This window comes from Mitsuaria sp. WAJ17 (genome assembly GCF_014174515.1).
Classification (GTDB): Bacteria; Pseudomonadota; Gammaproteobacteria; order Burkholderiales; family Burkholderiaceae_C; genus Roseateles_B.
In genome coordinates this window covers 134,714-157,324 of the sequence record NZ_JACJUG010000005.1, presented here as the reverse complement: position 1 = coordinate 157,324, position 22,611 = coordinate 134,714, and the positions used below count along the sequence as shown (strand labels likewise).

Genomic DNA, 22,611 nt, shown 5'->3' with positions numbered 1-22,611 from the left:
CAAACCGCCATCATGGCGAGCGCCGGCCTGCCCCGCAGGCTGCCACTCCACTTCGAACGATGCCGTCGCCGTGCTGCGTCCCGCTTCCGTCCTGCCATCCCCGCTGCCCCCCCTGCGTTCCCTGCTTGCCCTGACGCCCCTGGCGCTGGCGGCCATGGGCGTGGGTGCCCAGACCTTGGACCCCGAGGCCATCCCGCCGCGACTGAAGCCGGCCCGCAGCCTGGACACGGCCCGCTCGGGCAATGCCGAGCAGAAGCCAGCCCTGGTGTTGGAGGCCGAATCCCTGAAGAGTCAGGTCGATACCCAGACCCTTGCCCAGGGCCAGGTCCGCCTGCGCTACGGCGACCTGCTGCTGCGCGCGGACCAGCTCAGCTATGACCAGGCGAAGGACCTCGCCCGGGCCGAAGGCTCGGTGGAGGTCAGCCGCAACGGCACCGTGGTGCGCGGGCCCAGCCTGCAGCTGTACCTGGAGAAGTTTGAGGGGGAGTTCCTCTCGCCCCAGTACAGCTTTGCGCTGACCGGCGGCAGCGGTCGTGCGCAACGCCTGCGATTCATCGACGCCTCGCGCGTGGAGGCGCAGGGGGCGACCTACTCCAGCTGCCCCGTCGAGGAAGGCAGCGGCCGGCCGGCCTGGCAGCTCACCACCCGGCAGCTGCGCATGAACTTCGACGCCAACGAAGGTGTGGCCGAGGACGCCGTGCTGCGTTTTTACGGCGTACCCATCCTGGCCGCACCTGCCCTGAGCTTCCCGCTGGGCGAGGGCCGCAAGTCGGGCTGGCTGCCGCCCAATCTGGGCCTGGACAATCGCAGCGGTTTCGAGCTGGGCCTGCCCTACTACTGGAACATCGCGCCGCAGCGCGACGCCACCCTCACGCCCTTCTTCATGACGCGCCGCGGCGCAGGTCTTGACAGCGAGTTCCGCTACCTCGAGCCCGGCCATGCCGGTCAGCTGAACCTGGCCTTGCTGCCGCGCGACCGCATCATCGACCGCAGCCGCTGGGACCTGCGCCTGAGCCACGATGGCGAACTGATGGACGACTGGCGCTACCGCTGGCGCCTGGAGCGGGTGTCCGACGACGAATATTGGAAGGACATGCCCCGGCGCCTGCAGAACGTGCCGCAGCGTCTGCTGCCGGCGGATTTCAGCCTCAGCCGCCTGCGCAGCTACGGCTGGGGCGAGATGCAGAGCTATGCCCGCGTGCAGCGCTGGCAGGCCTTGCAGGGCCTGGACGTGGCCGCGCAGTTTGAAACCCCCTACCAGCGCTCCCCGCAGGTCGGCCTTCGGCTCAACACACAGGCCGACGACCTGGTGCTGGCCGGCTTCCGCCCCTGGGGTCGTCGCGCCCGCCTGGAGGGCGGCCTGGAGCTGGAATACAACCGCTTCGACCTGACCACCTCGAGGCAACTGCTGGATCCGTCGGATCCGGAGGGCAAGAAGCTGCTGCCCGTGCCGAACACCGGCGAGCGCCTGCACATGCTGGGCCACGTCAGCTTGCCCATGGGCGGCGCCGCCTGGTGGCTGGTGCCCAAGGTCTCGCTCAATGCCGCGCGCTACCGCCTGGACCAAGCCGTGGCCGACGGCCGCACCAGCCTGGGCCGCAGCATCCCGACCTTCAGCCTTGACCATGGCTGGGTCTTCGAGCGCAACACGACCCTGTTCGACCGCGCCATGCAGCAGAGCCTGGAGCCCCGTCTGCTGTACGTGCGCACGCCGTATCGCCAGCAGGACCTCTTCCCGCGCTTCGACAGTGCCGCCAAGGACTTCAACGCCGACTCCATTTACGCCGAGAACCAGTTCTCTGGCGTGGACCGGGTGTCCGACGCCCATTCGCTGACCGCGGGCGTGACCTCGCGCTGGTTGGATGCCGCGCAGGGCGAGGAAATGCTGCGCCTGGGCCTGGTGCAGCGCTTCCTCTTTGCCGATCAGCGCGTCACGCCGGATGACAAGCCGGTGTCGCAGCGAGTCTCCGACGTCCTGCTGCTGGGGGCCGCCCACCTGGATCGCCGCTGGTGGATGGACGGCGCCCTGCAGTACAGCCCCGAGGCCGGACGGACCATGCGTTCCGTGCTGCGCGCCCGCTATGCGCCGGGCCCCTTCCGCACGGTCAGCGTGGCCTACCGCCTGGCCCGCGAGCAGAGCGAGCAGGTGGAGCTGGCCTGGCAGTGGCCTCTGTTTGGCGCCGCTGAGCGCCCGCAACGCCGCAGCAGTGCCGGCAGCTGTGGCGGCGCCTGGTACAGCGCGGGCCGTGTGCAGTACAGCATGCGCGACCGCCGCCTCACGGATTCGGTGGTGGGCTTCGAGTACGACGCAGGCTGCTGGGTGCTGCGCGTGGGCGCCGAGCGCCTCTCCGCCGGCCGCGCCGAGACCAACACGCGCCTGCTGCTGCAGATTGAGCTGGTGGGCCTCTCCCAGCTCGGTTCCAATGCGCTCAAGGTCTTGAAGGACAATATCCCCGGTTACCGTCAGCTGAGCTCAGACCGCTCGGCCAGCTCTCATGGCATCTATGACTGATCTGTCCCTACGCTCCATTCTTGTCGCTGGCCTTTGCGCCGGCCTGTACGCCGGTGTGGTGCCCCTGGCTGCAGCCCAGTCCGGCGCCAGCCGCATCAAGCCCGGGGACCATATCGCCGTGGTGGTGAACCAGGACGTCGTGGCGGCCAGCGAGATCACCCTGCGGGCCGAGCGCGCGCGCGAGGAAGCCCGCCGCCGAGGCGAGGCCAACCCCAATATGGACGAGCTGCGCAAGGCCGCCATGGATGCGCTGATCGAAGAGCGGGCCATGGTGACCCTGGCTCGCGAGACAGGGCAGCGCGTCGAGGACCCCGAGCTGGACCGCGTGGTGGCCAATGTGGCGACGCAGAACAAGCTGTCCATGGCCGAGCTGAAGGAACGCCTGAAGGCCGACGGCATGGACTTCAAGACCTTCCGCGAGAACCTGCGCGACCAGATGCTCATGGAGCGGGTGCGCGAGCGCGAGGTGCAGAAGCGCATCAGCATCACTGACGGTGACATCGACCGCTACCTGGACGAGCGCCAGGCCAAGGCGGACAGCAACCCGCAGCTGAACATCGCCCAGGTCCTGGTCCCCATCCCCGAGAAGGGCAGCGAGGCCCAGGTGGCCGAGCGCAAGGCTCGGGCCGAGACGGCGTTGGCCCGCATCAAGTCGGGCGAGGACTTCGCCAAGATCGCACGCGAGTTCTCCGAGGATGCCAACAAGGACCGCGGCGGCGAGGTGGGCCTGCGCCAGGCGGAACGCCTGCCGGACGTCTTCGTCGATGCCGTGCGCGATCTCAAGCCCGGCCAGGTGAATCCGCGCCTGATCCGCTCGGAGGTGGGCTTCCACATCATCAAGCTGCTGGCCCGCGAGGCCGCCGCCAATCCCAACGTCATTACCCAGACCCATTCGCGCCACGTGCTGCTGCGCCCCTCGCAGCAGCTGACGGCTGAGGTGGCGGCTCGCCGTCTGCAGGAATTCAAGCGGGCCATTGAGGCCGGGCAGCTGAGCTTCGAGCAGGTGGCCCGGGACAACTCCGAGGACGGCAGTGCCCCCAATGGCGGCGACCTCGGCTGGGTGAGCCCCGGCAACTTTGTGCCGGAGTTTGAGGAGGCCATGAATGCGCTGCCGCTGAAGGGCATCTCCGGGCCGGTGATGTCCCGCTATGGCGTGCACATGATCCAGGTGCTGGAGCGCCGCCAGGTCGAACTGGAGCCCAAGCAGCTGCGCGAGCAGGCCAAGGTGGCTCTGCGCGAGCGCCGCTATGAGGACGCCTACAAGGACTGGCTGAAGGAGTTGCGCGCCAACGCCTTCATCGAAATGCGCGAATGGCAGTGAGCGAAGGCGCCTGATGCAGCACGTCGCCCGCAAGCGTTTTGGCCAGCACTTCCTGACCGATGGCGCGATGATCGAGTCCATCATCGACGCCATCGCGCCGGAGCCCGGCGATGCCATGGTGGAGATCGGCCCCGGCCTGGGCGCCATGACCCTGCCGCTGCTGGCCCGCATCCAGCCGCTGACCGTGATCGAGCTGGACCGCGACCTCGCCGCCCGCTTGCGCAAGCGGGGCGACCTGGAGGTGATTGAGTCCGACGTACTGAAGGTGGACTTCGCGGCCATCGCCGCATCCAAAGGGAAGAAGCTGCGCGTGGTGGGCAATCTGCCCTACAACATCTCGACGCCCATCCTCTTCCACCTGCTGGGCTTCGTGGACCATGTCGTCGATCACCACTTCATGCTGCAGAAGGAAGTCGTGGACCGCATGGCCGCCTCGCCTGGCAGCAAGGATTACGGCCGGCTGTCCGTGATGCTGCAGTGGCGCTATGACATCGAGTCGGTGCTGGACGTGCCGCCCGAGTGCTTCGACCCGCCCCCGCGCGTGGACTCCGCCATCGTCCGCATGATTCCGCTGGCCCAGCCGCCGGTGCTGGACTCGACCCTGCTCGAGCAGATGGTCGCCGCCGCCTTCTCGCAGCGCCGCAAGCTCCTGCGCCACAGCCTGGGCGTCTGGCTCGCCCAGCGCGGCTTCCAGGGCCATTTCGACCTCCAGCGCCGCGCCGAGGAAGTACCGGTCCACGAGTTCGTGGCCCTGGCGCAGCAGCTCCAGAAATGATCAAGCCCGCCATGAGCGGGCTTTTTTCTTGACCACGTCGTAGGGCGTGCGTGACGACGGGTTCGGGCAAGGTGCCGTCGTTCTGTTCCGGCGTGTCCACTGGCAGCAAAAGTTTAGGTTTGTCCGACACCTGCCCGTCGCGCAGCCCAGGGCCGTGCATCACGCTGACCTGAGGGTAGGTGTTGGATAAACCTCGAATGGCCGAGAGCAGGCGAATGACTCGGGACTGACCGCCGGCGGCAGCCGCTGCTGAGCAGTCCTTCATGCCGCCGCCTTTTGGGCCGAGCGGGGTGCCCAGTGCCCCCATGCGAACGACCCCAGAAACAAAGAAGCCTACCGGTATCACCCGATGGGCTTCGCCCCCAGCGAATACCGCTGATCCGGCTTTGCCGGGCCGCCGGGCGTGCCCCCTTGAGGGGGCTGAGGCCGGACACAAACGCCTTGGCGTTTATGCCTGCCGAAGGACCGGGCCTCTGGCCCGGTGCGCCCTGCAAGGGGCCGTCAGGCCGTAGGGGGTGGTCTCATGCCGCGCTCAGCCACATGGCCGTATCGAAGGCGCTGCTCATCATTGGCATGTTCATGCCGAAATTGGCGTTGGCAGCAGCCTTGCTGCTCTTCGTTGCAGGCTTCTCAGCAACCGGGGCCACCTCAGCAGCCCGCTCCCATGACCCGTTTTCTTGGGAGCGGGCTACTGAAAAGAATAGAAACACCGGAAGGGGACCTTGCGATCCGCCCAGTAGTCGGCGGCATCGCGGAACACATCCAGCAACTGCTCGCGGGACTCGCGGTCGAAGCGAAGATTGTCCGGCAGCTGCTCCAGCACCACGACAAAGCCCGGCTGCGCGCCCGACTTGTGGACCAGGTCGGTCATGCAGTCATACAGCGCATCGAGGTTCTTGCCGAAATGGGCAGGGAAGAGGAAGGACTGCGCGATCCCTTCCAGCACATCCTGCTTGGACTCCGCCTCGGTCAGGTTGGCGTAGAGGAAATGCTGGCCGGCCGCCTGGGCCGCCTGCATCAAGTCCTCTACGCGGTAGGCCCGTATGGCCTGCACGATATTGGGACGGACGGTCTGCAAAAGCATGGTCACGTTCCTCCTAGAATGGTCACAGAACTGGGTGCGCCGCTGCTCATTTCACGATCTTGCGAAAGCTCGCGTAATGATCCTCGGTGTAATAGCAAACCTCGGGATTGCTGGGGGGCTGGCCGCCGCACACGATTCGCCGGGCGCCCCGGTTGCGAGCGCCGGGCGTCTTGACGGTGTACTCGTGGTAGAAGCCGCGGGCCTTCTTCGGCAGCTGCCGCTCGCGATTGCCGAAGACCACGCCGTCTTTCGCGTAGGGGAAAGGTCCCCCGGAAAGAATCAGCTGATGGGTCTGCTGGGCTTCGCGCGGCAAGGCCGACAAGGCCACCGTGCTGCTCGCTGCGTCGGTTGTGCTGGCGTTTTCCTTGGCCTGCGCACTGGGCGCAGTTGCCAAGACCACGGCGACTGAGACGGCAGCAGCAAGGCGGCTGCCCCACTGTTGCCACGCGGGCCAAGGCCCTGACCGATCGAGCAAAAACACGGGTTTACCCTGAATCCTGAAGGCAAGATGGTACCGAAGCCCCCCGGAAATCTCAAGCCGAGGTTTTTGCCGATGCCTAGAAATGCGGCAATGTGAGTGTGCGCACACCATGCTTATGGCGGGCTTAAATACTCACTTTTTGCCCAGAATTTGGGCTCAGTGAGCCGTCACAAACTTTTATGAAGAGCGCGTGTTTCACACGGACGATTGCACAAAAAATGTGCAAATCCGGTTGGCGGACTCCTGGAACTTACCGCGTCGCAGCATCACTGCAGGCTTGTTGGCATGCCTGCCCGGGCCCTCCCGGGCCCGGGGCTTCCCGGCTCGAACTCAGCGGGCGGCGTTGGCGTCCGCCACGGTCAGGGCCGTCATGTTGACGATGCGGCGCACGGTGGCCGAGGGCGTCAGCACATGCACGGGCTTGGCCGCGCCCAGCAGCACCGGACCGATGGCAATGCCACCGCCGGCCGTCGTCTTGAGCAGGTTGTAGCTGATGTTGGCGGCGTCGATGTTCGGCATCACCAGCAGGTTGGCCTCGCCCGACAGCGTGGTGCGCGGCATCAGCTGGGTGCGGTAGTTGGCGTCCAGCGCGGTGTCGCCGTGCATCTCACCGTCCACCTCCAGCCAGGGCGCGGACTGCTGGATCAGGGCCAGGGCCTCGCGCATCTTGACGGCGGAGGGGTTGTTGCTGGAGCCGAAGTTGCTGTGCGAGAGCAGGGCGGCCTTGGGCCGAATGCCGAAGCGGCGAAGCTCCTCCGCGGCCATCACCGTGATCTCCGCCAGCTGCTCGGCCGTGGGGTCGTAGTTGACGTGGGTGTCGACCAGGAAGACCTGGCGGCCCGGCAGGATCAGACCGTTCATGCAGGCATAGGTCTTGACGCCCGGGCGCTTGCCGATGACCTGGTCGATGTATTGCAGGTGCATGGCGGTGTTGCTCCAGGTGCCGCAGAGCATGCCATCGACCTCGCCCTTGTGCAGCAGCATGGAGCCGATCAGCGTCAGGCGGCGGCGCATCTCGATCTTGGCCAGCTGCTCGGTCACGCCTTTGCGCTCGGTCAGGCGGTGGTAGGTTTGCCAGTAGTCGCGGTAGCGGTGGTCCTGCTCGACGTTGACGATGTCGTAGTCGCGGCCTTCCTGCAGGCGCAGGCCGAAGCGCTCGCAGCGCTGCGCGATGACGGAGGGGCGGCCGATCAGCGTGGGGCGAGCCAGGCCTTCATCGACCACCACCTGCACGGCGCGCAGCACGCGCTCTTCCTCGCCTTCGGCATAGGCCACGCGCTTGTGGGCATTGGCCCGCTTGGCGATCTGGAAGATGGGCTTCATCGTCGTGCCCGAGGCATAGACGAAGCTCTGCAGCTTCTCGCGGTAGGCGTCCCAATCGACGATGGGGCGGCGGGCCACGCCGGAGTCCATGGCGGCCTGGGCCACGGCCGGTGCGATCTTGATCATCAGCCGCGGGTCGAAGGGCTTGGGGATCAGGTACTCGGGCCCGAAGCTCAGCGTGGCGCCCGCATAGGCGGCGGCCACCACCTCGCTCTGCTCGGCCTGGGCCAGCTCGGCGATGGCGTGTACGGCGGCGATTTCCATCTCATCGGTGATGGTGGTCGCGCCACAGTCCAGGGCGCCGCGGAAGATGTAGGGGAAGCACAGGACGTTGTTGACCTGGTTGGGGTAGTCGGTGCGGCCGGTGGCCATCACGGCGTCATTGCGCACGGCCTGCACTTCCTCGGGCAGGATCTCGGGCGTGGGGTTGGCCAGGGCGAAGATCAGCGGACGCTCGGCCATGCTGGCCACCATGTCCGGCTTGAGCACGCCGCCGGCCGAGAGGCCCAGGAACACGTCGGCCCCGGCGATCACCTCGCGCAGACTGCGCAGCTCGGTGGGCTGGGCGAACTGGGCCTTGTCCGGGTCCATCAGCTCGGTGCGGCCTTCGTAGACCACGCCGGCCAGGTCCGTCACCCAGATGTTCTCGCGCGGCAGGCCCAGCTTGAGCAGCAGGCTCAGGCAGGCCAGGGCGGCGGCACCGGCGCCGGAGGTCACCAGCTTGACCTGCTTGATGTCCTTGCCCAGCACCTTCAGGCCGTTGAGCAGGGCGGCGCCCACCACGATGGCCGTGCCGTGCTGGTCGTCGTGGAAGACGGGGATCTGCATGCGCTCGCGCAGCTTGCGCTCCACGTAGAAGCAGTCCGGCGCCTTGATGTCCTCGAGGTTGATGCCGCCGAAGGTGGGCTCCAGCGAGGCGATCACATCGACCAGCTTGTCGAGGTCGCGCTCCTGGATCTCCAGGTCGAAGACGTCGATGCCGGCGAACTTCTTGAACAGCACGCCCTTGCCTTCCATCACGGGCTTGGAGGCCAGGGGGCCGATGTCACCCAGGCCCAGCACTGCGGTGCCGTTGGTGACCACGGCGACCAGGTTGCCGCGCGAGGTGTAGCGGAAGGCATTGGCCGGATCGGCCACGATCTCTTCACAGGCCGCGGCCACGCCGGGCGAATAGGCCAGGGCCAGGTCTCGCTGATTGACCAACTGCTTGGTGGGCGTGACGGCAATCTTGCCCGGCGTCGGGAATTCGTGGTACTCCAGGGCGGCTTGGCGGAGCTGGGCGCGTTTTTGTTCAGCAGTGGGCATGGACAGGTCTCGTCGTTCAGGGCCGGAACCGGTGCTGGGCCTTACGCCCTGGCGCCTGTCCGGACAAGCCGGGGTGGGCGGCGATTGTAGGAGCCGGGTCCTGACGCCAGCTGACGCCGCCATGCCGAATCGGCATGCGCCCCAGCCGGCGCCTGCGGGCGGCCCCGGTGCTCGAACGCTTTAGTGTGAACCCGAATGGCCGTGCCGGGGTACGCGAAACTGCGCATCTGAATTGCGCCCCAAGCAGCAATACTGGGCCGACCCCATGAATGATCTCCGCATGCCCCCAGCCGATTCAGCGCCTCCGGCCGCTGCCCTGCCGCACCGCCGCGGCCGGCGCTGGCTGCTCTGGGCGACCCTGGTTGGCCTGCTGCTGGTGGCGCAGAGCCTGCTGCTGGCCCTGACCCTCAGCTACGAGACCCAGCGCGCTCAGGACCAGGTCGATGCCCTGGCGCTGGAGCTGGTGGGCCGGCTGCAGCAGCTGGGTTCGCACCAGATGCAGGACGTGCAGGCCCTGATGTGGGAGGAGGGCGCCATGACCTGGCAGGCCGAGGCCGCCCGGCTGATGCGCGCCTCCCGGCCGCTGCTGCGCCTGGAGTGGCGGAACGCCCGGCGCCAGGTGCAGCGCGCCGTGGAATCGCCCTTCGGCGGTCCCGTGTTCGCGCGTCTGGCCCGCACCGAGCTGCAGATGGAGACCGAGCTGGCCTGCACGGCCGCAGTGCGACAGGGCTCGCCGCAGTATTCGCGCAGCTATTTCGTTCCCCTGGGCGGTGGCGACGGCCTGGAGGTGATCGACCTCTGTCTGCCCCGCCTGCAGGCCGGCCTCACCGAGGGCTACCTGGTCGCGACCGTGGGCCTGCACCAGTGGCTGGAGGAGGCCTCCACGGCCGAGCAGGCGCGCCGCCATGAAGTCAGCTTCGTCGAGGGCGACGGCACCCGCCTGGCCCGCGCCGGCCTGGTTCGCGGCGCCGGCCACTTCCGCGCCGAGCGCGTGCTGGACCTGCCAGGCCTCACGCTGCAGCTGCGCGTGGACAGCGCGGCGGGCAGCCCCAAGCTGATCCCGAACCTGATGACTTCCCTGGTGCTGGGCTTGTCCCTGGCGCTGTTCGGCGTGGTGATCCTGCTGGCCCGCGATGTGCGCCGCCGTGCCACTGCCGAGCGCGCCCTGGCCGAAGCCCTGGCCTTGCGCAAGGCCATGGAGAACTCCCTGATCACCGGCCTGCGGGCCCGCGACATGGACGGCCGCGTGAGCTACGTCAACCCGGCCTTCTGCCAGATGGTGGGCTTCAGCGCCGAGGAGATCCTGGCCACCGGCGGCGAGAGCGAGCAGAGCGCGCCGCCCTATTGGCCGCCCGAGTTCGTCGAGGAATACCGGCGCCGCCACCGCGAACGCAGCGCCCGCTGGCAGGCGGACGAGCCCGTGCCCGGCGGCCAGGACCCGCGCCAGGGCTTCGAGACCGTCTTTATGCGCCGCAGCGGCGAGCGCTTCCCGGTGATGATCTTCGAGGCCCCCCTGCTGGACGCCCAGGGCCAGCAGACCGGCTGGATGAGCGCGGCCCTGGACATCAGCGAGCAGCGCCGCATCGAGGAACTCTCGCGCCAGCAGCAGGAGCGCCTGCAGGCCACGGCCCGGCTCGCGACGGTGGGCGAGATGGCCTCTCTGCTGAGCCATGAGCTCAACCAGCCGCTCTCGGCCATCGCCAGCTATGCCACGGCCTCGCTGAATCTGCTGCGCCTGGAGGCCTCGGATCCGCAGACGCCTGACATGGTGCGCCAGGCCGTGTCCCGAATCGCCGAGCAGGCCGAACGCGCCGGCCGCGTGATCAAGAGCGTGCATGACTTCGTGCGGCGGCGCGAGCAGGCGCGCGAGTCCATCGCCGTGGCGCAGCTGTTTGACGCCGTGCTGCCCCTGGTCAGGCTGCAGGCCCGCAAGAGCGGCACGCGCATCGAGGTCGCGCTGCCCGAAGGCCTGCCCGCCCTGCGCTGCGACCGCACCATGGTCGAACAGGTGCTGCTCAACCTCAGCCGCAACGGCATCCAAGCCATGGAGGCTCACACGGCGCTGGGCGAGCGCGTGCTGACCCTGGGCGCCAGCTTGCAGGGCCGCTGGGTGATGATCTCTGTGCAGGACCGCGGTCCCGGCATTCCCGAGGGGGTGGCCCGCCAGCTCTTCACGCCCTTCTTCACCACGCGCAGCGAGGGCATGGGCCTGGGGCTGAGCCTGTGCCGCACGGTCATCGAGCAGCATGGCGGCGCCATGGACTTCGAGAACCTGGGCGAGGAGGAGGCGCGGCGCGGCTGCGTGTTCCGCTTCACGCTGCCGGTGGACCCGGCCACCTGAGCGCATAACATCCGGACTGTCGACAAGGAGCCTGCCCATGTCCTCCAGCCTGCCCATGGTCTACATCGTCGATGACGAGGAGGTTGTGCGCGACGCGCTGGGCTGGCTGCTGCGCTCGCGGCGCCAGCTCTTCGAGGGCTTTGCCAGCGCCGAGGCCTTCCTGGATTTCCTGGACGGACTGCCGGAGGGCGGAGCCCGCTGGCCCAACTGCCCCAGCTGCCTGCTGCTGGACGTGCGCATGCCGGGCCTGAGCGGTCTGGCCCTGTTTGAGCGCCTGATCGAGCGCGGCCTGCTGCGGCGCCTGCCGGTGATCTTCCTCACCGGCCATGGCGATGTGCCCAGCGCGGTCGATGCCCTCAAGCGCGGCGCCTACGACTTCGTCGAGAAGCCCTTCTCCGACAATGCGCTTGTCGATCGCGTGCTGCAGGCCCTGGCGCAGAGCGGCGAGGCCATCGCCCTGCGCGACCGCGACCGCCTGTTGCAGCAGCGCGTGCATGAGCTGACCGAGCGCGAGCGGGAGGTGATGCAGCTGATCGTGCGCGGCCTGCCCAACAAGCTGATCGCCGACCAGCTCCACATCAGCGTGCGGACGGTGGAAGTGCACCGCGCGCGGGTCTTCGACAAGATGGAGGTGAAGTCTGCCGTCGAGCTGTCCAACCTCCTGCGTGAGCCCGGCGCGGCCTGAGCTCTCCGCCGCCCGGCGACAATCGCCGCATGAGTGCAAGCCTGGGTGAATTTGAGCTGATCCGCCGCTTCTTCGATCGCAGCGATCGATCCGCGCCGGCCGTGGTCAAGGGCATTGGCGATGACTGCGCCGTGCTGGCGCCCACGCCAGGGTGGCAGTGGCTGGTATCGACGGACATGCTGGTCGAGGGCCGGCACTTCCTCTCCACCGTCGATCCTGAGCGCCTGGGGCACAAGGCCCTGGCCGTCAACCTCAGCGATCTGGCCGCCTGCGGCGCCACACCGCGGGCCTTCTTCCTCGCCCTGGCCCTGCCTCGCGCCGACGCAAGGTTCCTGGAAGGGTTTGCCCGCGGCCTCTTCACCCTGGCCGACGCTCACGGCATCGCCCTGGCCGGCGGCGACACCACGGCAGGCCCGCTGAACGTGTGCATCACCGTGATGGGCGAGGCGCCGCAGGGGCAGGTCTTGCTGCGCAGCGGCGCCAGACCCGGCGACGAACTGTGGATCAGCGGCACCCTGGGCGACGCGCGCCTGGCTCTGGAGGTGTTTCGCGGCACGGTCGAGTTGCCCGGCGATCAGTTTGCCCAGGTGCGCCGCGCCATGGAACTGCCGCAGCCCCGCCTGGGCCTCGGGCAGGCCCTGCGCGGTATCGCCAGCAGTGCCGTCGATGTGTCGGACGGCCTGGTCGGGGATCTCGGCCATGTGCTCAAGGCGTCTGGCGTGGGCGCCGAGCTGTCTTTCGATGCCTTGCCGCGAAGCGCCATCCTGGCTGCGCAAGCCCCGGCTCTGCAGCAGGAATGCCTGTTGTCCGGGGGCGATGACTACGAGCTGGTCTTCACCGCACCGGCCGATCGACACCAGGCCGTGCGGGACGCCGCGGCCCGTGCGGGCACGCCGGTGAGCTGCGTGGGCCGCATCGGCGCCGAGCTGGGGCTGCGTCTGGTGGACGCCGCGGGGGCCCTGATGAGCAGCCGCTTCGCATCCTTCGACCATTTCAAGAGTTGAGCATGAGCGAGCCGCAAGACCTGACCCCCGAACCATCGGACGACATCGGCGCACCCCTGCGTCCGGACGACGTGCACATGGCCGACGCAACGCCCAGCCGGGCGGCGCCCACCCGGACGGCGCCGCGCCGCCCCACGGCCGGCTTCATGCTGCGTCACCCGGCCCGCTGGATCGCCCTGGGCTTCGGCAGCGGCCTCTCGCCGGTGGCGCCGGGCACCGTGGGCACGCTGTGGGCCTGGCTGAGCTTTGCGCTGCTGCAGCCCCATCTGGCGGAGCTGCAATGGCTGCTGCTGGTTGGCGTGGGGACGCTGGTGGGTGTCTGGGCCTGCACGCGCACCGCCCAGCACCTGGGCGTGGCGGATCCGGGGGCCATTGTCTGGGACGAGATCCTGGCCTTCTGGCTGATCCTGTGCCTGGTGATGCCCGTGGGCTTTGGCGGCCAACTGCTGGCCTTCGGGCTCTTCCGCTATTTCGACGCGGCCAAGCCCGGCCCCGTGCGATGGGCGGACGGCCTGTTCAAGGGCAAGCCTGGCGAGCCCATCACCTGGCGCCAGGGATTGGGCATCCTGCTGGATGATTTCGTCGCCGCTGGATGTACCCTCGTGGTGTTGGCGCTGTGGCGCTTCACCATTGGAGGATGATCATCATGCTGTGCCCTGACGAACCCGAACTGATCGAACGCATCGCTCTGGCCCTCATCCAGCGCCGCGAGCGCATGGGCACGGCCGAATCCTGCACGGGTGGGCTCATTGCCGCGGCCTGTACCAGCCTGGCGGGCTCCAGCCAGTGGTTCGAGCGCGGTGTGGTCAGCTACAGCAACCAGGCCAAGACCGAGATGCTGGGTGTGCCGCCGGGCCTGCTGGAGCTGCATGGCGCAGTCAGCGCCGAGGTGGCGCAGAGCATGGCCCGCGGCCTGTACGCCCATGCGCCCGTCGAGTGGACCCTGGCCGTGACCGGCATCGCCGGGCCCAGCGGCGGCAGCGAGGACAAGCCGGTGGGCACGGTCTGGCTGGCGCTCTACCACCACGGCAAGCCCATCAAGGTCTGGCAGGAACTGTTCAAGGGCGACCGCCACGCCGTACGCGCCGCCACCGTCCGCGTGGGCTTGACGGCCCTGTGCGATGCGCTGGAGGATCGGGACAGCTGATGGCGCTTCTCCTGTGCGGCGCCTGGCCGCTGGACCGACCCGAAGGCCGAGCCGAACAGCAGCGCTGGCTTCAGGCCTTGCGGCAGGCCCTGCCTGGCGAGGACTGGGTGCTGCATGCGCCTGAGGGCGCGGCTCAGGCCGCGGCCATCGAGGTTGCCGTGGTGGCCAACCCGCCGCCCGGCAGCCTGCAGGGCCTGCCGCGCCTGGCCCTGATCCAGTCCCTGTGGGCGGGCGTGGACCGCCTGGTGCAAGACCTGACCCTGCCGCCAGGCGTCCCTGTGTGCCGCATGGTCGATCCGGCCATGAACGAAGCCATGGTGCAGACGGCGCTGTGGGCCACCCTGGCCCTGCACCGGGGCTTCTTCCAGTGCCAGCAGCAGCAGCGCACGGCGCTGTGGCGCCAGCCGCCGCAGCTGCGCGCTGCTGAATGGCAGGTGCTGGTGCTGGGGCAGGGCGAGCTGGGCGGCCGCGTGGGGCGCAGCCTGGCCGGCCTGGGCTATGCCGTCGCGGGCTGGAGCCGTCGATCCCGGCAGCACGAGGGCGTGACAGGCCTGCATGGCGAGGAAGGGCTGGCCCGGGGCCTGGCCACGGCGGACACCGTGATCAATCTGCTGCCGCTCACTGACGAGACCCGCGGCTTCTTCGACGCTGCGCGCCTGGCCCGCTTCAAGCAGGGGGCCGGCTTCATCAACCTCGCCCGCGGTGCGCATGTCGATGAGCAGGCCCTGCTGGCGGCGCTCGATGCAGGCCGGATCGGACATGCCGTCCTGGACGTGTTCCAGCAGGAGCCCCTGCCGGCGCCCCATCCCTTCTGGTCGCACTCGCAGGTGACGGTGCTGCCCCACACGGCGGCGCAGACCGATCCACGCACGGCGGCCGAAGTGGTGGCGGCCAATGTCAGGGCGCTGCGCAGCGGCGCGGCTCTGCGGCACCGGGTCGAGCGCAGCCAGGGCTATTGAGGGGCCGCCTCACGGGCACCCCTCGGGCAGGCGGGCGTCCCTGAAGCGGGGCTTCTCAAGCGCGGCAGGCCTGCGTTAGCCTTGCATCTCGTCGTCGGGATGAGAAAGCACCATGGACTGGCTCCGCAGGCCTGCGTTGTTTCCGGGCCGCCTGACTTCGGCTGTCGCAGGGGCCGATGCGCCTGCGTCCCAGTCACTCGAGACCCTGGCCTTGCGCGCCTGGGCTGAACGCCAGTTGGACAGCCGCCAGGCCATGGCCTGGGCCGACGCCGTGCTGGAAGGCCTGCCTTCGATGGGCCTGCCGGCGAGCGGCGCGCAGTTGCTGTCGGCCCGCATGGCCTTGGTCCGGGCGGAGATTCACCTGCAGCAGCTGCGCCTGGACGAGGCCCAGCAAGGCGTCCTTGCGGCCCGCGCCCTGTTCGCCGCCTGCAACGATGATTGCGGCCTGGCCGATGCCTGCTGGCTGGACCACCTGCTGGCCAACGACCGCGGTGATACCCAGGGCCTGCGCCGCGCCCTGCTGGAGGCGCTGGACTGTGCCGAGCGCGCTGCCGAGCCGGAGCGGCAGCTGTTCCTGCAGACCGTGCTGGCCCGCTCTGACATGTTCCGCGACGCCGAGCAGGCGCGGCAGGACTGGGCCGGGCGGCTGCCGGAGTCCATCGAGGGCTTGTCGCCCATGTGCGCCGCGGCCCTGGCGGACTTCCTCGGCGTGCGGGAAGGGCTGCTGTCCCACTATTCCGCGTCCGCGGCCTGGTTCGAGCGGGGCTTCGAGCTGGCACAGGCTTCGGGGCAGCTGCGTCGAGCCATGGCCCTGGCCTCGAACCTGGGTTACACCTTCACGTCGGCCTCGGACTATGCGCGCGCCATCGACTGGCTGCAGCGCGGCCTGGAGCTGGCACGAGGCGCCGGCTGGCCGGGCTCCATCGGCCTGTGCCTGGCCCAGACCGGCGAGGCCATGCGCCGCGTGGGGCAGGTGCAGGCGGCGCGGGAGCTGTTGCAGGAATGCCTGGACACCCTGGCCGGACATCCGGACAACCGCACCCTGCTCCTGGCCCTGAGCTACCTCGGCCAGGTCGAGCTGGACTGCGGTCATGCGCCCGAGTCTCTGGCCATCTTCGAGACCCTGGTGCAGCGCGCTCTGCAGGTGGGCTCCAGTGACCTGCGCCTGGATGGCGAGCTGGGTCGCGCACGCTGCCTGCTGCGCCTGCAGCGGCTGGTCGAGGCGCAGGCTGCCGCCCAGGGGGCGCAAGATCTGGCACGCCAGCTGCAGCAGCAGACACTGCAGGTGGAGCTGCTGTGGCTGCAGGCGGCCATCGCGCGATCGGCCGCCGCACCGCCGGCCGAGGTGCTGGAGGGGCTCCTGAGCGCCTCGCGCCTGGCCGCGGTGATCGAAGGCTATCGCCCGCCGCCGGCCCTGCTGGAGGAGACGGCCGAAGCCCTGGCCGCCGCCGGCCGCCATCAGGAGGCCTATGCCAGTGCCCGCCAGGCCGCCCAGGTGCGCAAGGACAGCCTCAGCGACGAAGCCGCCAAGCGCGCCGCCGCTTTGCAGCTGCACCATCAGATCGAGGCCCTGGCCGCGGAGCGCGAGCACCTGCGCCGCCTGGCCGAGGCAGAGTCGGCACGCGCCCGGGCCCTGGAGGACGCGCAGCAGGTGCTCAGCCACCTGAGCCGCGTGGGGCAGGAGATCACGGCCGAGCTGGTCGCCGAGCGGGTTTTCGATTCACTGGAGCGCCATGTGCATGCCATGCTGCACGTGGCCTGCATGGCCATCTACCTGCTCGACGAGGCGGGCACCCAGCTCCATTGCGCCTTCGGCGTGGAGGAGGGCCAGCCCTTCGTGGATCCGCCGGTGCCAGTGGACGCGCCGCACAGCTACTGCGCGCGCTGCGTGCGGGAGCGCTGCAGCTTTGTCCTGGGCGTGGACGAGCAGCCGCATGAGGGATCGCAGGTGCCCGGCACCAGCCAGATGCTGAGCGTGATGTTCGCGCCGCTGATGATCAGTGAGCGTGTGGTGGGCGTGATGACCGTGCAGTCCCCGCGCGCTGCGGCCTATGGGCAGCGCGAGGAGCTGATCTTCTCCAGCCTCTGCGCCTACGCGGCCATCGCGCTGGACAACGCGCGGGCCTACCAGCGCCTGTCCGAGCTGCAGCGCCATTTGATGGCCCAGGAGAAGCTGGCCGCGCTGGGAGCCATGGTGGCAGGTGTGGCCCATGAGCTGAACACACCCATTGGCAACAGCCTGCTGGTGTCCTCGGCCCTGCTCAGCGATGCGCGGGACTTCGAGGGCCGCGTGGCCCGCGAGGCCCTGCGCCGCAGCGACTGGCAGCAGCATGCAACACGGGCCCGCGAGGGCCTGGAGGTCATCGAGCGCTGCATGGACACTGCAGCGGCCCTGGTGCGCAGCTTCAAGCAGGTCGCGGTGGACAGGAGCGCCGAGCAGCGTCGCCGCTACGAGCTGCTGGAGCTGTGCCAGCAGTGCCACCAGAGCCTGGGTCTCATGCTGCGCCGCGCTGGGGTGCTGCTGGATATCGCCGTTCCGGCTGGCCTGCTTCTGCACGGCTATCCGGGGGCCTTGAGCCAGGTGCTGGTCATCCTCATTAACAACGCCGTCACGCATGCCTTCGAGGGCCGTGAGGAAGGCCGGCTGCGCATGGAGGCGCAGCTCAACGGTCCGCACCAGGTGCTGCTGAGCCTGCGCGACGACGGAGCCGGCATGAGCCCGGCCGTGCTCAAGCGGGTGTTCGAGCCCTTCTTCACCACCAAGTTCGGACAGGGCGGCAGCGGCCTGGGCCTGGCGATCTGCCTCAACATCGTCGAGACCCTGCTGGGCGGCCGCATCCGCGTCAGCAGCGAGCCGGGGAAGGGCAGCTGCTTTACGCTGGAGCTGCCCCTCATCGCCCCCTGACAGCTCCTGAACCGGCGCGGAGCGCTCGCTTCAGCTGAGGCCGGCGAACAGCGATTCCGGCGGATCCTCGGCGTCCAGGGCCGGCGGCGACCACTGCGCCAGCCAGTCCACGAACTGGGACTCGGGCATGGGCTTGCTGATGAAGTAGCCCTGGCCCTCGTCGCAGCCCAGGCGGGCCAGGATCTGCCAGGCGCGCAGGGTCTCCAGGCCCTCGGCCACGACCGACAGGCCCAGGTTGTGGGCCAGCTCGATGGTGGAGCGCACGATCTTGGCGTCGTCCAGGTCGCGTTCCATGGCCATTACGAAGCTCTTGTCGATTTTCAGCTCGTCCACCGGCAGGCGCTTGAGGTAGGCCAGCGAGGAGTAGCCGGTGCCAAAGTCGTCGATGCTCAGCTTGAAGCCCATGGCGGAGAGCTGCTCCAGCGTGCTCAGCGCGCGGGCGGGGTCGTCCATGATGGCGCTCTCGGTGATCTCCAGGCACAGCGCGGAGGGTGGGACGCCTTCGGCCTCGATGGCGGCGCGTATCTTCAGGGGCAGATCCTGGTCCATGAGGTCGCGTGTCGAGAGGTTGACGCTGATGCGCAAGACCTGACCCTGCTCGCGGGCCAGGCGACAGGCGCGGGCCGAGGCCGCCACCACCCAGGCGCTGAGCTGGCGGATGAAGCCGGTCTGCTCCGCGAAGGGGATGAACTGCATGGGCGGCACCAGGCCGCGCTGCGGGTGCTCCCAGCGCACCAGGGCTTCGGCGCTGATCACCTGCCCGCTGCGCAGCTCCACCTTGGGCTGAAGGAACAGGCGCAGTTGCCCGCCCTCGACCGCCCTGCGCAACTCGCCCAGCAGGCTCAGGGACTCCTGGCTGCCGGCGTCCAGGTCGGGGCTGTAGAGCTGGCTGCCGCTCTGCCGCTGCTTGGCGGCGTACATGGCCAGCTCGGCTCGGCTCAGCAGGCTGCTGGCCTCGCGGGCCTGGCGGGGGTAGAGCACGATGCCGATGCCGGCCCCCAGGTCCACGGTCTGGTCCTCGATGTGCAGGGACTGCTCGAAATCGCGCTGGATGCGATCGGCCATGGCCAGGGCGGCCTCCTCGTCGGCGCCTTCCAGCAGCAGCGCGAACTCGTCGCCGCCCAGGCGCGCCAGGAGGCTTTGCGAGCCGCGGCACAGTTCGGCGAGCCGGGCGCCAACGCCGCACAGCAGTTGATCGCCCAGGCGGTGGCCGAGCACGTCGTTGACATGCTTGAAGCGGTCCAGGTCCAGCATCAGCACGGCACAGGGCGCTTCGCTGGCCTGCAGGCGTTCCTGCAGGCGCTGGCTGAACTGCTCGCGGTTGGGCAGGCCGGTCAGCGGGTCCCAGTAGGCCAGGCGATAGACCTGCTCCTCGCGCTCGCGGATGCCCAGCCGCATGGCCTCGAAGCTGCGGGCCAGCTCGGCCACCTCGCCCAGGTCGGATCCGGAGGCCACGGGGGTGTCGTAGTCTCCCGCGCCCAGGCGCTGGGCCGATTGCGTCAGCGAGGCGATGGGGCGGCTGATGCGCCGCGCGGTGAACACGCTGCCCATGGCGAAGGCGGCAATGCCCGCGGCCGTCAGGGCCAGCAGGGACCACTGCAGCTGGCGGTACGGGGCCACCGCCTCATCGAAGGAGGCCCACATCACCGCGCCGATCTGGCGCCTGCCGGCCAGCTCCTGCGGCAGGGGCAGCAGGCGCACCCTCCAGTGCTGCCCGCCCCACTCACGCCGCACGGACTGATTGGGACTGAGCTCCGCCATGGCACTGGTGAAGGCCGGGCCGCGCTCGCTGTCCTCCACCACGGAGACGCTTTCCTGCCAGCGCCCACGCTCGCCGGTGACGAACATGGCATCCACATTGATCAGGCGCTTGAGGTCCAGCAACGGGACTTCGTCCAGCCGGAAGCCCATCAGCACATGGCCGATGGTCATGGGCGCGCGCACCGGCACGGTGACCACCTGCATGATCTCGCGGTCCACCAGAACCAGGGTGGCCTGCTCGGGGTCGGGGTTCTGGCGCTTGAGCAGCGGCAGGTAGACCTGGGCCTCCTCTCGGGTGGCGGCAACCAGTTGGCCTGTCACGTCAGCATAGGCGACCAAGGCGGCGTTGACGCGCTCGCCATTGTTGTTGAGCGCGTCGCGAAGCGTTTCGACGTCGGCCTGTTCAGCGGAGGCCTGACTGCCGCCCAGGGCTTGGCGAAAGCCGTAGTCGGCCGCCAGCAGCTCTGCCGCGGCCTGCTCGCGGGCCGCTTGCTGGACCATCAGCCGCTGCAGCATGCGGCCGGCAGTGGCCAGCTTGGCCTCAATGGCGGCCTCGGCATTGGCTTCGATGCTGTGACCGATGAAGCCGTAGCTGGCCAGTTGGACCAGCAGCAGCAGGCCCAGGAACAGGGCCACGATGCGGCCCTCGATGCGGCGAGGGTTGAGGAAGGCAGGCAGCTGCATGGACGCGATCAGGACAGACCTCTCACTGAGGGGGCAGCACCAGGCTGGACACGCCGGAGGCCTGGCCGGTCGGTATGTTCAGTTTCTGGCTCAGCAGCAGGGGCTGCAGTCGCGAGGGGTGCCACAGCTTCAGCGCGTGCTCGCCCGGCGGCAGGTCCAGGCTCAGCTCGCCCCGGGCGTTGGTCTTGCCGAAGACGGGTGTTTCAACGACGACGATGAAGGCGCCCATGCGGTCATGGATGTTGCAGCCCAGGGCCGCGATGCCCGGCTTGTCGAACACGATGGGCTCGGAAGGCGTGCCCGAGTAGAGCTTGATGTCGAAGGCCTTGATGGGCGAGAAGGAGTAGACGTGGTGGCGGACCGTGTCGAAATTGGGGAAGTGCACGGCCGTGCCCGCCTGCACCACCAGCACATGGGGCTGGAACTGGCGGTCGCGCTGGGCCATTTCGGCGCGACCGTTGCTGCTGCGCGCGGGCCCCTTGATCTCGACCGCGACCACGGCATCGGCCAAGGGCTGCCCCTCGGTGTTGCGGAGCTGGAACTGCCAGGGGATGGCGCCAGCCCAGGCCGGCAACAGGCACTGGGCGGCGCAGCCGGCGCCCAGCAGGGTTCGGATCGTTCGCGGGAGCGTGCGCTGCATGCCTGCGCCTTCCAGGGAGGGACGACAGGCCAGACCATAACGCGAAACCCCGCCGCGCGGCGTGCCGAATGAGTCGTTTCAGGCCTTGAGAACGAGGCTGGCGTGATGTCCGCCCGCCGCGCGGCCCACCTTGCCTTGGGCCGTCTCCAGGAGCATCAGGGCCAGACGCTGCAGCGCAGCCCAGGCGTCCAGGGGCCAGTCGCGGTGGCGCAGGCCCTTGACGATGCCGTCGCAGACCTGGGCCGCATCGACCAGGGCCTGGACCTGCACGCTGTGCAGCCCCGGCACGATGCGCTCGAAGAGGCGCTCCTTCGCGCCCCAGACCCGCGATTCGCGCAGGGCCATGGGCAGGGGCTTGCCGGCATCGACCGCCTCCCGCACGCGCTTGAGGGCGCGGATGTCATCGGCCAGGGCCCAGTGCACCAGCACGGCGGCTTCTCCCTCGGCCTCCAGGCCCTCCAGCATGCGCAGCACGCGGGCGGTCTGGCCGGAGAGGATGGCCTCGCTGAGCTTGAAGACGTCGTAGCGCGCCACATTGAGCACGGCACTCTCGATCTGCTCGAAGCTCAGCGGCCCCGGCGGATGCAGCAGGGCCAGCTTCTGCAGCTCCTGGTGGGCGGCCAGCAGATTGCCCTCCACGCGATCGGCAAAGAAGGCCAGGCTGCGCTGCCCTTCCTCGCCGTCGAGCACGGACTGGCCCTGGGCCGAGAGGCGCTGGGCGATCCACTGCGGCAAAGCGCGGCGCTCGACCGGCTCGACCTTGATGCTCACGCCCTGCTGGTCCAGGGCGGTGAACCAGGCGCTTCCGAGCTGGGCTTTGTCCAGGCGGGGCAGGGTGACCAGCGTCAGCACGTCCTCGGGCAGGGCCTGGCAATAGCGCTGCAGGGCCTCGGAACCGTCCTTGCCGGGCTTGCCGGAGGGGATGCGGATCTCGATGAACTGGCGCTCGGCGAAGAGGCTCAGCGCCTGCGCCGCGCCCAGCACCGGGCCCCAGTCGAAATAGGCGCCGCTGACGATGAAGACCTTGCGCTCGCTGTAGCCCTGGGCGCGCGTCGCGGCACGGATGGCGTCCGCGGCCTCCTGCGCGAGCAGGGGCTCATCCCCATGCACGGTGTACAGGGGCTTGAGGCCTTTGGCGAGTTGCGCGGCCAGCGCGTCGGGGCGGATCTGCATGGTGGCGGCTTCAGCGCAGGCGCACGCTGCCCAGACGGCGCATCACCTGCGCGGCGGCGTCGTACTGCATGGCGCGATAGAGCTGGGCTTCCTCCTGCTCCTTGGCCAGGGCCTGGGACTCGAGGTAGCTCATTTCGCGGCTCATGCGCAGCTCGGTGATGGGCAGCAGCGGCTCGCCGCCGGGCGTGCGCACCAGGTAGTCCAGCTGCAGCTTGAGCTGCCACTCCCGCACCTGGCCGGCGCTGGTGGACACCACGACCGAACGCTCGCGGCTGTCCCGCAGCGCTTCCAGCACGACCTGCGCCTTGGACGGGTCCTGCACCAGCTGCAGCGGCGACTGCCGCAGTTGCCGGCGCAGCTCCTCGACCAGGGGCGAGTCGGGCGCGAAGCCCGCCAGGGCCAGGGACTGGAAGGCGAACTCCGGATCGCGGCGCAGCTCGAAGCCGCAGGCGGCCAGGCCGGTCAGCACGGGCAGCGCGAGCAGCCCGCGGCGCGAGAGGCGACTCATGGC

General features: G+C 69.2%; 17 protein-coding genes. 10 read left to right on the top strand and 7 right to left on the bottom strand.

Features of this window, described 5'->3' with window-relative positions:
- The first annotated feature begins 70 nt into the window (after positions 1-70).
- Genes H5407_RS05945 through rsmA form a run of 3 tightly spaced genes read left to right on the top strand, consistent with a single transcriptional unit; the run spans position 71 to position 4,608 of the window.
- The gene (locus H5407_RS05945; RefSeq protein WP_310737621.1) at positions 71-2,512 is read left to right on the top strand and encodes an LPS-assembly protein LptD; all 2,442 of its coding nucleotides are present in this window, start codon (positions 71-73) and stop codon (positions 2,510-2,512) included.
- The gene (locus H5407_RS05940) at positions 2,505-3,833 is read left to right on the top strand and encodes a peptidylprolyl isomerase (protein ID WP_183103515.1); all 1,329 of its coding nucleotides are present in this window, start codon (positions 2,505-2,507) and stop codon (positions 3,831-3,833) included. The genes H5407_RS05945 and H5407_RS05940 overlap by 8 nt, the downstream gene beginning before the upstream one ends.
- A 13-nt stretch (positions 3,834-3,846) precedes the next feature.
- A complete protein-coding gene (rsmA, locus tag H5407_RS05935) occupies positions 3,847-4,608 on the top strand; it encodes a 16S rRNA (adenine(1518)-N(6)/adenine(1519)-N(6))-dimethyltransferase RsmA (RefSeq protein ID WP_183103514.1) in 762 nt (253 codons plus the stop codon).
- Between the two features lie 688 nt (positions 4,609-5,296).
- Here the strand turns inward: rsmA and H5407_RS05930 are convergent.
- The 3 genes from H5407_RS05930 to H5407_RS05920 form a co-directional block, all read right to left on the bottom strand.
- Positions 5,297-5,692: a barstar family protein gene (locus tag H5407_RS05930; protein ID WP_183103513.1), complete on the bottom strand. Its 396-nt coding sequence runs from the start codon at positions 5,690-5,692 to the stop codon at positions 5,297-5,299.
- A gap of 46 nt (positions 5,693-5,738) precedes the next feature.
- On the bottom strand, positions 5,739-6,173 hold the full coding sequence (locus H5407_RS24190; RefSeq protein ID WP_404935593.1) for a ribonuclease domain-containing protein: 435 nt from the start codon (positions 6,171-6,173) through the stop codon (positions 5,739-5,741).
- Between the two features lie 330 nt (positions 6,174-6,503).
- Positions 6,504-8,801, bottom strand: coding sequence for an NADP-dependent malic enzyme (locus H5407_RS05920; RefSeq protein ID WP_183103511.1), 2,298 nt, complete (start codon positions 8,799-8,801; stop codon positions 6,504-6,506).
- Positions 8,802-9,081: 280 nt separating this feature from the next.
- Here H5407_RS05920 and H5407_RS05915 point away from each other — a divergent pair, with 280 nt between their 5' ends.
- The 7 genes from H5407_RS05915 to H5407_RS05885 all read left to right on the top strand — a co-directional run bounded on the left by H5407_RS05915 (position 9,082) and on the right by H5407_RS05885 (position 17,842).
- Positions 9,082-11,142, top strand: coding sequence for an ATP-binding protein (locus tag H5407_RS05915; RefSeq protein WP_183103510.1), 2,061 nt, complete (start codon positions 9,082-9,084; stop codon positions 11,140-11,142).
- Positions 11,143-11,179: 37 nt separating this feature from the next.
- On the top strand, positions 11,180-11,827 hold the full coding sequence (locus tag H5407_RS05910; RefSeq protein ID WP_255501093.1) for a response regulator transcription factor: 648 nt from the start codon (positions 11,180-11,182) through the stop codon (positions 11,825-11,827).
- A gap of 41 nt (positions 11,828-11,868) precedes the next feature.
- The gene (gene thiL / locus H5407_RS05905; RefSeq protein ID WP_183103577.1) at positions 11,869-12,831 is read left to right on the top strand and encodes a thiamine-phosphate kinase; all 963 of its coding nucleotides are present in this window, start codon (positions 11,869-11,871) and stop codon (positions 12,829-12,831) included.
- 77 nt (positions 12,832-12,908) lie between these two features.
- The gene (locus H5407_RS05900) at positions 12,909-13,472 is read left to right on the top strand and encodes a phosphatidylglycerophosphatase A (RefSeq protein WP_183103576.1); all 564 of its coding nucleotides are present in this window, start codon (positions 12,909-12,911) and stop codon (positions 13,470-13,472) included.
- Positions 13,473-13,477: 5 nt separating this feature from the next.
- Positions 13,478-13,978, top strand: coding sequence for a CinA family protein (locus H5407_RS05895; RefSeq protein WP_183103509.1), 501 nt, complete (start codon positions 13,478-13,480; stop codon positions 13,976-13,978).
- Complete coding sequence (locus H5407_RS05890; RefSeq protein ID WP_183103508.1) at positions 13,978-14,937, top strand: glyoxylate/hydroxypyruvate reductase A; 960 nt, start codon at positions 13,978-13,980, stop codon at positions 14,935-14,937. Before H5407_RS05895 ends, H5407_RS05890 begins: the two co-directional genes overlap by 1 nt.
- A gap of 112 nt (positions 14,938-15,049) precedes the next feature.
- Positions 15,050-17,842: an ATP-binding protein gene (locus H5407_RS05885; protein WP_183103507.1), complete on the top strand. Its 2,793-nt coding sequence runs from the start codon at positions 15,050-15,052 to the stop codon at positions 17,840-17,842.
- A gap of 30 nt (positions 17,843-17,872) precedes the next feature.
- On the opposite strand, the gene H5407_RS05880 is transcribed toward H5407_RS05885, so the two are convergent.
- The 4 genes from H5407_RS05880 to lptE form a co-directional block, all read right to left on the bottom strand.
- Entirely contained in the window at positions 17,873-20,287 is a 2,415-nt protein-coding gene (locus H5407_RS05880) for a bifunctional diguanylate cyclase/phosphodiesterase (RefSeq protein WP_183103506.1), read from the bottom strand.
- A 22-nt stretch (positions 20,288-20,309) separates the two neighbouring features.
- Positions 20,310-20,927 carry a methylamine utilization protein gene (locus H5407_RS05875; protein WP_255501091.1) on the bottom strand — a complete coding sequence of 206 codons (618 nt, stop codon included), beginning with the start codon at positions 20,925-20,927 and terminating at the stop codon, positions 20,310-20,312.
- Positions 20,928-21,005: 78 nt separating this feature from the next.
- Positions 21,006-22,100 (bottom strand): DNA polymerase III subunit delta, encoded by a 1,095-nt coding sequence (gene holA / locus H5407_RS05870; RefSeq protein WP_183103505.1) that lies wholly within the window; start codon positions 22,098-22,100, stop codon positions 21,006-21,008.
- Positions 22,101-22,110: 10 nt separating this feature from the next.
- Positions 22,111-22,608, bottom strand: a complete 498-nt coding sequence (gene lptE / locus H5407_RS05865; RefSeq protein WP_183103504.1) for an LPS assembly lipoprotein LptE — start codon at positions 22,606-22,608, stop codon at positions 22,111-22,113.
- Between the last annotated feature and the right edge of the window lie 3 nt (positions 22,609-22,611).